Source organism: Micromonospora sp. NPDC005161, from assembly GCF_053599855.1.
Genome location: NZ_JBSFYQ010000005.1, coordinates 38735 through 51173 on the forward strand (window position 1 = coordinate 38735; position 12439 = coordinate 51173).

The window sequence follows — 12439 nt, forward strand, 5'->3', positions numbered from 1 at the left end:
GGCTCCGTCGACCGCGCACCTGCTCCCTGCCGAGGCAACGCGATCCGCGAGCGCATCGTCTAGCCTACCGTGCGCATTACCACAGCGTGCAAGCCCTCCCGGCTTCTCGCCCTGCGATGACCTGCGAAAGCCGAACAATCGCCCGGAAACCGCCCCTGCTGTCTCGTCCGTCACACCTGACCCGACAGCACCACCGAACGGGCGTCCGGCCGGCGACGTCGGCGGGTCGGCCGGCCCATCGCCCTCCACAGCCGCGACGGGGCCTAGCGTGAGCGGGTGGATGACGACAGCCGGGTGACCCGGCGCCGGGTGGGTGACGCCGAGGCCCGGCGGGCCAACCGCGGCTGGTGGGACACCGACGCCGACGACTACCAGGCCGAGCACGGCGCGTTCCTCGGCGACGTGGACTTCGTCTGGTGCCCCGAGGGGCTGCGCGAGGCCGACGCCCGGCTGCTCGGTGACCTGCCCGGGCGCCGGGTGCTGGAGGTGGGCTGCGGCGCCGCGGCCGCCGCCCGCTGGCTGGCCACCCAGGGCGCCCGGCCGGTCGCCTTCGACCTGTCCGCCGGCATGTTGCGGCACGCCGCGGAAGCCGCCGACCGCACCGGGGTACGCGTACCGCTGGTGCAGGCCGACGCGCTCGCCCTGCCGTTCGCCGACCGGTCGTTCGACGTCGCCTGCACCGCGTTCGGCGCGATCCCGTTCGTGGACGACTCGGCGACCCTGCTCGCCGAGGTGCACCGGGTGCTGCGCCCCGGCGGCCGGTGGGTCTTCTCGGTCACCCACCCGATGCGCTGGATCTTCCTCGACGACCCGGGTGAGGGTGGGCTGACCGCCGTGCACTCGTACTTCGACCGCTCCCCCTATGTGGAACAGGACGAATCCGGTGTGGCCACCTACGTCGAGCAGCACCGCACCCTCGGCGACCGGATCCGGGAGCTGGTCGGCGCCGGGTTCCGGCTGCTGGACCTGGTGGAGCCGGAGTGGCCGGCGGGGCACGAGGGGATCTGGGGGCAGTGGAGCCCGCTGCGCGGTCGGCTCTTCCCCGGCACCGCCATCTTCGTCACCGAGAAGCCCACCGCATGACCGCGTCGCACGCGCGGTGCGACCCCCACCCCGTGGAGATCGTCTCGCCGGGCACCCGGCGGATCGACCTGTTCGCCAAGCCGGGTGAGTACGCCGCCGCCGGCATCCCCTTCTACTGGCGGATCGAGCCGAACCCGGTGCACGTCTACGCGTACCGGATCGGCGACCGGGTGGGGCCCGGCGGTGAGCGGCAGTACGAGCTGGTCGCCGACGGCGCCGACGTGATCGAGCTGACCGAGCCGTTCGACATCAAGCTGCCGATCGCCGAGATCACGCCGTAGTCGGCCGCTTCGGCTGGCCGTTTCGCCCCGTCGGTGCCGGGTAGCCGGAGCGTATGGCCGAGCAGAGGGAATTCCGCGAGGGCGACCACGTCTCCTGGGCCAGTCACAGCGGCCGGGCGCACGGCGTGGTCAAGGAGAAGCTGACCGACCGGACGCACGTACGCGGCCACGCCGTGAACGCGACCGAGGACGAGCCGCAGTACCGGATCCGCAACGACGACTCGGGCCGCGACGTCGCCCACCGACCGGAGGTGCTGCGCCGTGAGCGGGAGTGACGACGCCCGGGACACCTACCGCGAGTTCACCGACGCGGTGAACATGAAGCCGGGCGAGCTGTCGAAGTGGCTCGAGAGCGACGAGTCGAAGCAGGTCGGCTGGCACAAGGGCGGCCGCTCCGGCGGCGGTGAGTCGGTGGGGCACGAGTCCGGTCGGAAGATCATCGACCTGTTGCGGCGCAAGCGCGGCGACCTGTCGGAGGGCGACTACAAGCACATGCGCAAGGTGGTCGGCTACGTCCGCCGGCACATGGCCCAGCGCCCCTCCGGCAATGTCCGCGACACCAAGTGGCGTTGGTCGCTCATGAACTGGGGTCACGACCCCCTCAAGGGTCCTCTTCCGCCCCCGGGCGGCCCGTCCCGGCGGGCCCTCGATCGGCACGGCACACCCCCGAAGGAGCGCCGAGGCCCCGGCCGCTGACCCACCACTCCGACGCCACCACTCCGACGCACCACTTTGATTCACAACGCAGAACAGCACCGACCACCGGAACCCCCACCACCGCAACGACAGAGATCAGTGGTCAGCGCTGTTCCAGTCCCGGCCTTCGCCGACCGACACCTCCAGCGGCACCGACAGCGGGTACGCCTCGCCCATCTCCCGCCGGACCAGCGCCTCCAACGCCTCACGCTCACCCGGCGCGACCTCAAAGACCAACTCGTCGTGCACCTGCAACAGCATCCGGGAGCGCAGCCCGGCCTCGCTCAGCGCGGTGTCGACGTGCAACATCGCCAGCTTGATGATGTCGGCCGCCGAGCCCTGGATCGGGGCGTTGAGCGCCATCCGCTCGGCGATGTCGCGGCGCTGCCGGTTGTCACTGCCCAGGTCCGGCAGGTAGCGGCGGCGACCCAGAATGGTCGAGGTGTAGCCGTCCTGCCGGGCCCGGGCGACCACCTGGTACAGGTAGTCACGCACCCCGCCGAAACCGGCGAAGTAGTTCTCCATCAGCCCGCGCGCCTCTTCGGTGCCGATGTTGAGCTGCTGGGACAGCCCGAACGCGCTCAGCCCGTACGCCAGGCCGTAGTTCATCGCCTTGATCTTGCGGCGCTGGTCCGGGGTGACCTCGTCGACCGGCGTTCCGAAGACCGACGAGGCGGTGGCCGCGTGGAAGTCGGCGCCGGAGTTGAACGCCTCGATCAGCGCGTCGTCCGACGACAGGTGCGCCATGATGCGCATCTCGATCTGGCTGTAGTCGGCGGTCAGCAGGCAGTCGTAGCCCTCGCCCACCACGAACGCCCGGCGGATCCGCCGGCCCTCCTCGGTGCGGATCGGGATGTTCTGCAGGTTGGGCTCGGTGGAGGAGAGCCGACCGGTCGCCGCGACCGTCTGGTTGAAGGTGGTGTGGATCCGGCCGTCGTCGGAGACCGACTTGAGCAGACCGTCGACGGTGGACTTGAGCTTGGCCACGTCCCGGTGGCGCAGCAGGTGGGCGAGCACCGGATGCGGATTCTGCGCGTAGAGCCACTGCAGGGCGTCCGCGTCGGTGGTGTATCCGGTCTTGATCTTCTTGGTCTTGGGCAGGCCCAGCTCGGTGAAGAGGATCTCCTGCAACTGCTTGGGCGAGCCGAGGTTGAACTCCCGGCCCACCGCCTCGTACGCGCCCTGCGCGGCGGCCTTCACCTCGGCGGCGAAATGCGCCTCCAGCTCGGACAGGTAGTGCGTGTCGGCGGCGATGCCGGTGCTCTCCATGTCGGCCAGCACCCGCATCAGCGGCAGCTCCACCCCGGCCATCAGCCGGGCGGACTGCTCACCGTCGCGGGACAGCTCGGCGTCGATCGCGTCGGCCAGGTCGAGGGTGGCCCGGGCCTGGAGCATGAGGTTCTGCTCGGCCACGCCCTCGTCGCCCAGCCCGTCGAGGGTGAGCTGGCCGGTCTCCGGCGCGTCCACCCGCAGCTCACGGTGCAGGTAACGCAGCGCCAGGTCGCTCAGGTCGTACGACCGCTGGTCGGGGCGGGCCAGGTATGCGGCGATCTGGGTGTCCCGGACGACGCCGGCCAGCTCCCAGCCGTGCGCGGCGCAGGCCAGCACGGCCGGCTTGCTGTCGTGCAGGACCTTGGGCCGCTGCGCGTCGGCCAGCCAGCCGGCCAGTGCGCCCTCGTCGGCCGGGTCGAGGCCCGCCGGGTCGACCCAGGCCGCCGCGCCGCCGGCGGTGGCCAGCGCCAAACCGCCGATGGAGGCGGTGTGCCGGCGGTTGGGGCCGGTGTCGAGCTTGACCGCCATCCCGACCGGAGTGCCGGTCGGGACGTGCGCGGCCAGCCAGCCGGACAGCGCGCCGGGCGCGGTGAGCACCTCGCCGGTCAGGTCGAAGCCGGACTCAGCCTCCGGCTCGACGGCCTCCAGGTACTGGTAGAGCCGGTCACGCAGGATGCGGAACTCCAGGGTGTCGAAGACCTGGTGCACCGCCTCCCGGTCCCAGCCGGCCCAGCGGGTGTCCTCCGGGCGCAGCGGCAGCTCCAGATCGGAGACGAGGCGGTTGATCTCGTAGTTGCGGATCACGTCGGCGAGCCGCTCCCGCAGGCTGTCGCCGGCCTTGCCCTTGATCTCGTCGGCGCGGGCGATCACGCCCTCCACCCCGCCGTACGTGGTGATCCACTTGGCGGCGGTCTTCGGGCCGACGCCCGGGACGCCGGGCAGGTTGTCACTGGTCTCGCCGACCAGCGCGGCCAGGTCCCGGTACTGCTGCGGCCCGACGCCGTACTTCGCCTCGATCGCCGCCGGGTCCATCCGGGCCAGGTCGGAGACGCCCTTGCGCGGGTAGAGCACGGTGACCTGGTCGTCGACCAGCTGGAACGCGTCCCGGTCACCGCTGCTGATCAGCACCGTCATGCCCTGGTCGCGGGCCTGGCAGGCGAGCGTGGCGATGACGTCGTCGGCCTCGAAGCCCTCCATCTCGACCACCGGGATCTGCAGCGCGGCCAGGACCTCCTTGACCAGGCTGACCTGGCCCTTGAAGTCGGTCGGGGTCTCGCTGCGGCCGGCCTTGTACTCCGCGTACTTGTCGTTGCGGAAGGAGCGGCGGGAGACGTCGAAGGCGACGACGATGTGCGTCGGCTGCTCGTCACGCAGCACGTTGATCAGCATCGAGGTGAAGCCGTAGACCGCGTTGGTCGGCTGACCCGTCGTGGTGGAGAAGTTTTCCACCGGCAGGGCGAAGAAGGCCCGGTATGCCAGGGAGTGTCCGTCGACGAGAAGCAGGCGCGGCGTCGTAGCTGTCACGGCAGCGACTCTAGTCCGTCGCACCGACACCGCCGGGTGGCGGCACCGCGCGTCCGACGGCGGGACCGACCGCCGGCCCGAAAGCCGGCGGCCGGCCACCCCGCGAGGGATGGCCGGCCGCCGGTCGGATGGCTCAGGCAACGCCGAGGTACGCCTCCTTGACCGACGGATCGTGCAGCAGGTCCTGACCGGACCCCTCCTTCACGATCTGACCGGTCTCCAGCACGTAGCCGCGGTGCGCCCGCGACAGCGCCTGCTGGGCGTTCTGCTCCACCAGCAGGATCGTGGTGCCCTGCTGGTTGATCTCCGTGATGATGTCGAAGATCTGCCGGATCACCAACGGGGCAAGACCCATCGACGGCTCGTCGAGCAGCAGCAGCTTCGGCCGGCTCATCAGCGCCCGGCCGACCGCGAGCATCTGCTGCTCGCCGCCGGAGAGCGTGCCACCGGCCTGCTTGCGCCGCTCGGCCAGCCGCGGGAACAGGGTCAGCACCCGGTCCAGGTCGGAGGCGATGCCGGCGGAGTCCCGCCGGGTGTACGCCCCCATGTCCAGGTTCTCCATCACCGTCATGCCGGGGAAGATCTGCCGGCCCTCGGGTGACTGGCACAGGCCCCGGACCACCCGCAGGTCGGCCCGGAGCTTGCTGATGTCCTCGCCGTTGAACGTGATCTTTCCGCTGGCGAGCGACCGGGTTCCGGAGATGGCCCGCATGGTGGTGGTCTTACCGGCGCCGTTCGCGCCGATCAGGGCCACCACCTCACCCTCGTTGACGCTCAGGCTGATGCCGTGCAGCGCCTCGATCCGGCCGTACGCGACGGCGACGTTCTCAAGCTCAAGCAGCGTCATCGGCGGGCTCCCCCAGGTACGCGGCGATCACCTTCGGATCGCGGCTGACCTCCGCGGGCGCACCCTCGGCGATCTTGCGGCCGAACTCCAGCACCACGATCCGGTCGGTGACCCCCATGACCAGCCGCATGTCGTGCTCGATGAGCAGGACGGTCAGGCCCATGTCACGGATCTTGCGAATCAGGGTGAGGAGCTCCTCCTTCTCCGCCGGGTTGAAGCCGGCGGCCGGCTCGTCCAGGCAGATCAGCTTCGGCTCAGTGGCCAGCGCCCGGGCGATCTCCAAGCGGCGCTGGTAGCCGTACGGCAGGTTGCGCGCCTCGTCGTTGGCCCGGTCGGCGATCCCGACGAACCGCAGCAGCTCGAGTGCCTTGGCCTCGGCGGCCCGCTCCTCCAGGACGTACCGGGACAGCCCGAACGTCCGGGCACAGGTCCGGCGGATCTCCTGCCACGTCCGGGCGAACCCGGACGTGGCCGTGACCTGCGGCAACTCGTGCGGCTTGGCCTTCAACCGGGGCACTCGGAACAGCGCACCCGGCACGCTCGTCTTGTGCCGGGAGTCCGTGCCGACCATGACGTTCTCCATCGCCGTCATCTCCGGGAAGAGACGGATGTTCTGGAACGTCCGCGAGATGCCGAGCTGGCTGATCTGGTGCGGCTTGCGGCCGGTCACCTTCTGGCCGCGGAACCGGACCGCCCCGGAGGTCGGCTTGTAGACGCCGGTCATCACGTTGAAGCTGGTGGTCTTGCCGGCACCGTTCGGGCCGATCAGACCGAGGATCTCGCCCTCGTAGATCTGGAAATTGATCTTGTCGAGGGCGACCACGCCGCCGAAGCGGAGCGTGACGTCGTCGACCTCGAGCAGCACCGAGCGCGGGCCCGGCTGGGTCGGGATCTTCGGCGTCGCCGTGCTGGTGGTCTGGTCAGACATGAGCGGGCACCTCCTCTGCCTCCGCCGCGCGGTCCTTCAACTCGCGGGCCCGTCGCCGGCTGGGGATCAGGCCCTGCGGACGCAGGATCATCACCAGCACCATGGCCAGACCGAACACCAGCCACCGGTAGTCGGCGAAGTCGCGGAACCGCTCCGGCAGATACGCGAGCAGCACCGCGCCGAGCGAGACGCCGATCATGTTGCCGGAACCGCCGACCACGACCATCGCCACGAAGAGGATGGACAGGTTCGCGTTGAACTGGGTCGGGTCGATGAACGCGTTCCGGCTGCCGAAGAGGAAGCCCGACAGGCCGCCGAGCGCCGCACCGATGGCGAACGCCCAGAGCTTGAACTTGAACGGGTACACACCCATCACCGCGGCGGCGTCCTCGTCCTCCCGAACTGCGAGCCACGCCCGGCCGACCCGGCTGCGCTCCAACCGGCGGACCAGGAACACCATGACCAGCACGAAGGTGATCGCCAGCCAGTACCAGGGCTTCGCGTCGATCAGACCGAAGTACTTGTTGTCCGCCGACGGCGCACCCTCCGGACCGGGGATGGCCGAGATGCCCACCGGGCCGTTGGTCAGCCCGGTGGCGTTGCGGGCCACGATCCGGATGATCTCGCCGAAGCCCAGCGTCACGATGGCCAGGTAGTCACCGCGCAGCCGCAGCGTCGGCCAGCCCAGCAAAACCCCGGAGATCATCGTCAGCACGATCGCGATGAACAGGCAGATCGCCCAGGTCACCGCCCAGGTCGCCGGCAGGTTGAACTCCTGCTGGATCCACTTCACCACCGGCGAGTTCACCGAACCGAACAGCGCCACGCTGTACGCCCCGATGGCGAAGAAGCCGATGTAGCCCAGGTCGAGCAGGCCGGCGAGACCGACCACCACGTTCAGGCCGATCGCGACCAGCACGTAGATGGCGCAGATGAAGAGCACACCCGCCCAGTTGTTGCCGCCCTCGATCGAGTCGGTACGCAACCAGGTCAGGCCCGGAATGCCGAGCAACGGCAGGTAGTAGAGGATCGCCACGAAGGCGGCCAGTCCGAGTGCCTGCTGCCACTTCGTCAGCGCCCGCCAGCGGTCGCCGACCGTGGTCAGCATGTTCACCCGGCGGCGGTCAGCGGAGCGGATTTTGTCGATCATGCGCGGGCCCTCCCGAGCGACTCGCCCAACAGACCGGTCGGCCGGAACATCAGCACCACGATCAGCACCACGAAGGCGATGACGTCCTCCCAGTTGGACGCGAAGAGCGTGGCGCCGTAGACCTCGACGATGCCGAGGAAGAGGCCACCCAGCAGCGCGCCGCGCAGGTTACCGATGCCGCCCAGGACCGCGGCGGTGAACGCCTTGAGGCCGAGCACGAAGCCGATGCTGTTCTGGGTGAAGCCGAACCGCATGCTCCACAACAGAGCGGCGGCACCGGCCATGATCCCACCGAGCACGAAGATCAGCATGATCACGCGCTCCTGGTTGACGCCCATCAGCGCGGCGGTCTCCGGGTTCTGGGCCACCGCCCGCACACCCCGGCCGTACCGGGTGCGGTTGATGAACCAGTCCAGCATCGCCATCATCACCACGGCCGCGACGAAGACGATCAGCTGGATGTTCGTGATCGCGGTGTTGCCGATGGTGAACAGGGTCTCCTGCTGGATGATCGTCGGCATACCGACGATCTGCCGGGGCCGGCCGAACGCCGCCGGCAGCACGCCACCGAGCAGCTTGGGCAGCACCTGCCCGAAGAGCTCCACGAAGACCAGCGACAGACCGATCGCGGTGATCAGGAAGATCAGCGGCGGCGCGTTCTTACGCCGCAACGGCCGGTACGCGATCCGCTCAAGGGCCAGAGCCGTACCGCCCGAGGCGGCCGCCGCGACGAGCAGACCGAGCACCAGGAACAGGATCGCCTGGCCGACCGGCGGGTTATTTTCCACCCCGAGCTGGTTCCAGAGGATCAGCACCGCGAAGGTACCGACCATGAACACCTCGGAGTGCGCAAAGTTGATCAGGCGAAGGACGCCGTAGACGAGGGTGTAGCCGAGGGCGATCAGGGCGTAGATGGCGCCCTTGGACAGGCCGTCGACCGTGTGCTGGCCGAGATGGCCGATCAGTTCATCGAAATGCACCGGGGGTCTCCTTGAATCGAGTGCGGCCGGGGTGAAACACCCCGGCCGCACTCCAATGCCTGCGGCGTCAGCTGAGCTTGAGCTCCTGCAGCGCCTCGATAGCCGTGCCCTTGATCTGGTAGGCCCAGATGACGACCTTCGACGGGTCGACGTCACCCTTGGCATCGAACTTGATGTACTTCGACACGCCCTGCTTGTCGTACGCCTTCACGTACGCCAGGATGTCCGCCCGGCTCTTCTTGCCGTCCTTGAAGGCGTCCAGGTAGATCTTGGCGCCGTCGAAGCCCTCAGCACCGTAGGAGCCCGGCGGGATGCCGTACTCCTTCTGGTAGTCGGCGGAGAAGGTGCCGCCGGCCTTGTCAGCCGGGAGGCAGGGGCAGGTGATGATCGCGCCCTCGGCACCGCCGGAGGCACCCGCCGGGAACGCCGGGTCGTAGAGACCGTCCGGGCCGACGAACTTGGCCTGGACACCGGCGGCACGCATCTGCTTCACCAGCGGAGCGGCCTCACGGGTGTAACCGCCGTAGAAGACGAAGTCCGCCTGCGCGGACTTGATCTTGGAGATGGTGGCGTCGAACTGCGCCTGCCGCTCCTGGATCTTGTCCTTGTTCACGATCAGCGGGCCGAGCTGCTTGCCCAGCTCCTCGGTGATGCCCGCGCCGTACGCGCTGGCGTCATCGACCAGGAAGACCTTCTTCGCGTTCTGGGTCTTCAGGTAGCTCGCCACCGCGCCGGCCTGCGTGCCGTCGTTGCCGACCACCCGGTAGAAGGACGTGTTGCCCTTCTGGGTCAGGTCCGTCCGGGTCGCCGACGGGCTGACCATCGCCAGGCCAGCGGCCTGGTAGATCGGCATCGTGGCGTCCGACTCACCAGAGAAGTGACCACCGATGACACCGAGGAACGAGTTGTCCCCGGCGATCTGGTTCGCGAACGGGGTCGCCACCGCGGGGTCACCCTGGGTGTCGAACTCCTGCATGGTGACCTTGCAGTCCGGGTTCGCCGCGTTGAACTGCTTCACCGCGAGCTTCGCGCCGTTCAGCGACGGGATCACCAGACCCGCGTTGTCACCCGTGAACGCGCCGAAGATCGCAATCTTGCCACCGCAGTCACCGGACGCGGTCCCACCATCGCCGCCACCGGAATCCTGGCAACCAGCCGCGACCACCAGGGTCGCGGCGAGCGCAACGGTGCCCAGCGCCCGTACATAGCTTCGCCTCACGGCTTCCTGACCTCCTCCAGATGCGGACGCGGCTGACCCGAAGCGACGGCGACAGCAGCAAACCCGCAATTCCACCCACCCCGCAGGGACTCCCCCTGCGTTACGGCTCGTGATGGCGGAGCGTACCGACACCGCACACCCTCCCGGAAGGCCTGAACGGGGGGTCTGCGAAACCGTTACGAAGACGTGGGCAATCCTGTCGATGTCCGTAACAGGTGAATCCGTCGGTCGGTCCTTAACCGCGCGGCCGGTCGGAGCTCACCCGCATCGACCCGGACCATCCGCACCTGGACGAAAGGCCCCTTGACCTGCGAAAACAGCTCGACACGCCGCAACCCGAGGCCGAGGCGCTGCGCAACCCCCGGCACTCAGGCACCCAGGCCGCCCGCCCACCACAGCGCGGACCGCGAACCGTCGTCCGCCGCCAACCACCACCTGTCACCCACCGCCACAAGTGCCACGTCCCGGTCGACCCCCGCCGGCACATCGAGCGGCATCGCGACCTCCCGCCACGACCCACCCCGATCCGCCGAGGCCCACACCGAGTACCGCTCACCGTCGGCGACCGCGGCGACCAGCCGGTCCCCGGCGACGACCAGCGAAGCCACCGCCGGCACCCCGGCCCCGGCCCGCCGACCGAACGCCCCGGCGGCCACCCAGCCCGCCCCCTCCTGCCGCCACGCGCCGAACGTCGACCCGCGCAACCCGACCGCCACCGGCACCCCACCGACGAGCGCCACGCGCTGCAACTCCTCGTACTCCGGACCGCCCGGCAGCACGGTGCGCCGCCACGACCGCCCGTCCGGCGACGACCACACTGCCGGGTCCCGGTCGATCCGGCCGGCCGGCAGCAGGCCACCCACCGCCAGCCAGCCCGGCGGCGCCGCCACCGCATCGAACGCCCAGGTCACCCCGACCGCATCGCTGGCCAGCTCCGGCGCGCCCTCCACCAGCTCGAACTCCGCCGCCGCCGGCGACGACACCCAGGAGGCCGCGCCCGCCGAGCGGTTGCCGACGATCAGCCAGCCCGACGCGCCGGCCGCCAACCGGGACACGTTCACCGCCGTCGGCCCGCCGTACGTCTCGAACGACGCCTGCACCTCGCCCAGCGCGCCGTCCGGCAGCTGCCGCCAGGTGCTGATCCGCGGATAGCCGTGCGCCCCACCGGTCTTGGCGCCGATCACCGCCGCCTTCCCGTCGCGGCAGGCCACCGACGAGAGCACGTTCTGCCTGCCGTAGAAGGAATCCGCACGCACCGGCACGACCGTCCAGGCCGTACCGTCCACGCTGGTCCAGGCCGCCGGACGGGTGCCGCCACCGGCGTCGGCGACACCACCGACCACGAACCAGCGACCCGCGCAGGCCGCCGCGTCGCGGAGCAACAGACGGCCCGCACCACCGGGCGGCGCCGGCAACGTCAGCGGCTGCCACCCCGGCCGGAGCGCCGCCGCGGCGGCGGTCGTCGGCCCAGTGCCGGTCGAGGCGCCGCCAGACGGCTCGACCGGACCGTCGCAGCCGGAGACCAGCAGCGCGAAGAGGCCGAACACCGCGATCACCCGTCGGACGGTCACGGGTCGATGCTAATCCCCGCGGGCCCCGCGCGGTGGTCCCCGATCGCGGACACCGAGGCGTCCGCCGCGACCAGGAGGCAGGCGGCGATCAGACGGTTGGCTGCGCCACTTCGCCGCCGGCGGTCTCGGCGAGGATCCGCTCGGCGACCTCCTTCATGGTCATCCGGTGGTCCATCGCCGTGCGCTGTATCCACTTGAACGCCTGCGGCTCGGTCATCCCGTACGTGGTCATCAGCGCGCCCTTGGCGCGCTCCACCGTCTTACGGATCTCCAAGCGGTCGGTCAGGCCGGCGACCTCCGCCTCCAGCGCGGCGACCTCGGAGTAGCGCGACAGCGCGATCTCCACCGCCGGGACCAGGTCGCTCTTCTGGAAGGGCTTCACCAGGTACGCCATGGCGCCGGCCGCCCGGGCCCGTTCCACCAGGTCACGCTGGCTGAACGCGGTCAGGATGATCACCGGGGCAATCCGGGCGCCGGCGATGCGCTCGGCGGCGGCCAACCCATCCATGATCGGCATCTTGATGTCGAGGATGACCAGGTCAGGCTTCAACTCCTCGGCGAGGCGGACGGCGGTCTCGCCGTCGCCGGCCTGCCCCACCACCTCGTAGCCCTCTTCGACCAGCATCTCGGCCAGGTCCAGCCGGATCAGCGCCTCGTCCTCGGCGATCAGCACCCGCCTGCGCTCGGCATCCGTCGGCGTCTCGGCCACCAGCCCTACCCCCACCAGTCAGAACCCGACACCCGCCCAGCCGGGTGTCACCGCCCTCAGCGTAGTGGGTATCCTGTCAGGGCCGAATCAGGGAAGCGCCCTCGTAGCCCAACTGGCAGTAGGCAATGCACTCAAACTGCATACAGTGTGGGTTCGAATCCCACCGAGGGCACCAAAAA

The 12439-nt window shown here is 70.0% G+C and carries 12 protein-coding genes and 1 tRNA gene; 5 read left to right on the forward strand and 8 right to left on the reverse strand.

Going from position 1 to position 12439, the window contains the following annotated elements; genetic code table 11:
- The first annotated feature begins 276 nt into the window (after positions 1-276).
- Genes ACWD5O_RS06820 through ACWD5O_RS06835 form a run of 4 tightly spaced genes read left to right on the forward strand, consistent with a single transcriptional unit; the run spans position 277 to position 2060 of the window.
- The gene (locus ACWD5O_RS06820) at positions 277-1083 is read left to right on the forward strand and encodes a class I SAM-dependent methyltransferase (RefSeq protein WP_354964916.1); all 807 of its coding nucleotides are present in this window, start codon (positions 277-279) and stop codon (positions 1081-1083) included.
- Positions 1080-1364 (forward strand): Uma2 family endonuclease, encoded by a 285-nt coding sequence (locus ACWD5O_RS06825; protein ID WP_450084773.1) that lies wholly within the window; start codon positions 1080-1082, stop codon positions 1362-1364. The genes ACWD5O_RS06820 and ACWD5O_RS06825 overlap by 4 nt, the downstream gene beginning before the upstream one ends.
- A 53-nt stretch (positions 1365-1417) precedes the next feature.
- Complete coding sequence (locus tag ACWD5O_RS06830) at positions 1418-1639, forward strand: DUF2945 domain-containing protein (RefSeq protein WP_450084774.1); 222 nt, start codon at positions 1418-1420, stop codon at positions 1637-1639.
- Positions 1626-2060: a DUF3140 domain-containing protein gene (locus tag ACWD5O_RS06835; RefSeq protein ID WP_450084775.1), complete on the forward strand. Its 435-nt coding sequence runs from the start codon at positions 1626-1628 to the stop codon at positions 2058-2060. Before ACWD5O_RS06830 ends, ACWD5O_RS06835 begins: the two co-directional genes overlap by 14 nt.
- Positions 2061-2156: 96 nt before the next feature.
- On the opposite strand, the gene polA is transcribed toward ACWD5O_RS06835, so the two are convergent.
- The 8 genes from polA to ACWD5O_RS06875 all read right to left on the reverse strand — a co-directional run bounded on the left by polA (position 2157) and on the right by ACWD5O_RS06875 (position 12260).
- Positions 2157-4856, reverse strand: a complete 2700-nt coding sequence (gene polA / locus ACWD5O_RS06840; protein ID WP_450084776.1) for a DNA polymerase I — start codon at positions 4854-4856, stop codon at positions 2157-2159.
- Between the two features lie 133 nt (positions 4857-4989).
- Positions 4990-5703 (reverse strand): ABC transporter ATP-binding protein, encoded by a 714-nt coding sequence (locus ACWD5O_RS06845; protein WP_354964921.1) that lies wholly within the window; start codon positions 5701-5703, stop codon positions 4990-4992.
- Positions 5690-6631 (reverse strand): ABC transporter ATP-binding protein, encoded by a 942-nt coding sequence (locus ACWD5O_RS06850; RefSeq protein WP_354964922.1) that lies wholly within the window; start codon positions 6629-6631, stop codon positions 5690-5692. Before ACWD5O_RS06850 ends, ACWD5O_RS06845 begins: the two co-directional genes overlap by 14 nt.
- On the reverse strand, positions 6624-7781 hold the full coding sequence (locus ACWD5O_RS06855) for a branched-chain amino acid ABC transporter permease (RefSeq protein ID WP_354964923.1): 1158 nt from the start codon (positions 7779-7781) through the stop codon (positions 6624-6626). Before ACWD5O_RS06855 ends, ACWD5O_RS06850 begins: the two co-directional genes overlap by 8 nt.
- Positions 7778-8761, reverse strand: coding sequence for a branched-chain amino acid ABC transporter permease (locus tag ACWD5O_RS06860; protein WP_354964924.1), 984 nt, complete (start codon positions 8759-8761; stop codon positions 7778-7780). The genes ACWD5O_RS06855 and ACWD5O_RS06860 overlap by 4 nt, the downstream gene beginning before the upstream one ends.
- Before the next feature lie 67 nt (positions 8762-8828).
- Positions 8829-9980 carry a branched-chain amino acid ABC transporter substrate-binding protein gene (locus ACWD5O_RS06865; RefSeq protein ID WP_354964925.1) on the reverse strand — a complete coding sequence of 384 codons (1152 nt, stop codon included), beginning with the start codon at positions 9978-9980 and terminating at the stop codon, positions 8829-8831.
- Positions 9981-10348: 368 nt separating this feature from the next.
- A complete protein-coding gene (locus ACWD5O_RS06870) occupies positions 10349-11551 on the reverse strand; it encodes a hypothetical protein (protein ID WP_450084777.1) in 1203 nt (400 codons plus the stop codon).
- 88 nt (positions 11552-11639) lie between these two features.
- Positions 11640-12260, reverse strand: a complete 621-nt coding sequence (locus ACWD5O_RS06875; RefSeq protein ID WP_450084887.1) for an ANTAR domain-containing response regulator — start codon at positions 12258-12260, stop codon at positions 11640-11642.
- Positions 12261-12357: 97 nt separating this feature from the next.
- Here ACWD5O_RS06875 and ACWD5O_RS06880 point away from each other — a divergent pair.
- Positions 12358-12435, forward strand: a tRNA-Leu gene (locus ACWD5O_RS06880).
- Positions 12436-12439: the final 4 nt, after the last annotated feature.

Excerpts from the sequence above, each read along its gene's own strand:
- ACWD5O_RS06825 (WP_450084773.1), top strand. The coding sequence starts at position 1,080 with ATGACCGCGTCGCACGCGCGGTGCGACCCCCACCCCGTGGAGATCGTC.
- ACWD5O_RS06830 (WP_450084774.1), top strand. The coding sequence starts at position 1,418 with ATGGCCGAGCAGAGGGAATTCCGCGAGGGCGACCACGTCTCCTGGGCC.
- ACWD5O_RS06845 (WP_354964921.1), bottom strand. The coding sequence starts at position 5,703 with ATGACGCTGCTTGAGCTTGAGAACGTCGCCGTCGCGTACGGCCGGATC.
- ACWD5O_RS06850 (WP_354964922.1), bottom strand. The coding sequence starts at position 6,631 with ATGTCTGACCAGACCACCAGCACGGCGACGCCGAAGATCCCGACCCAG.
- ACWD5O_RS06855 (WP_354964923.1), bottom strand. The coding sequence starts at position 7,781 with ATGATCGACAAAATCCGCTCCGCTGACCGCCGCCGGGTGAACATGCTG.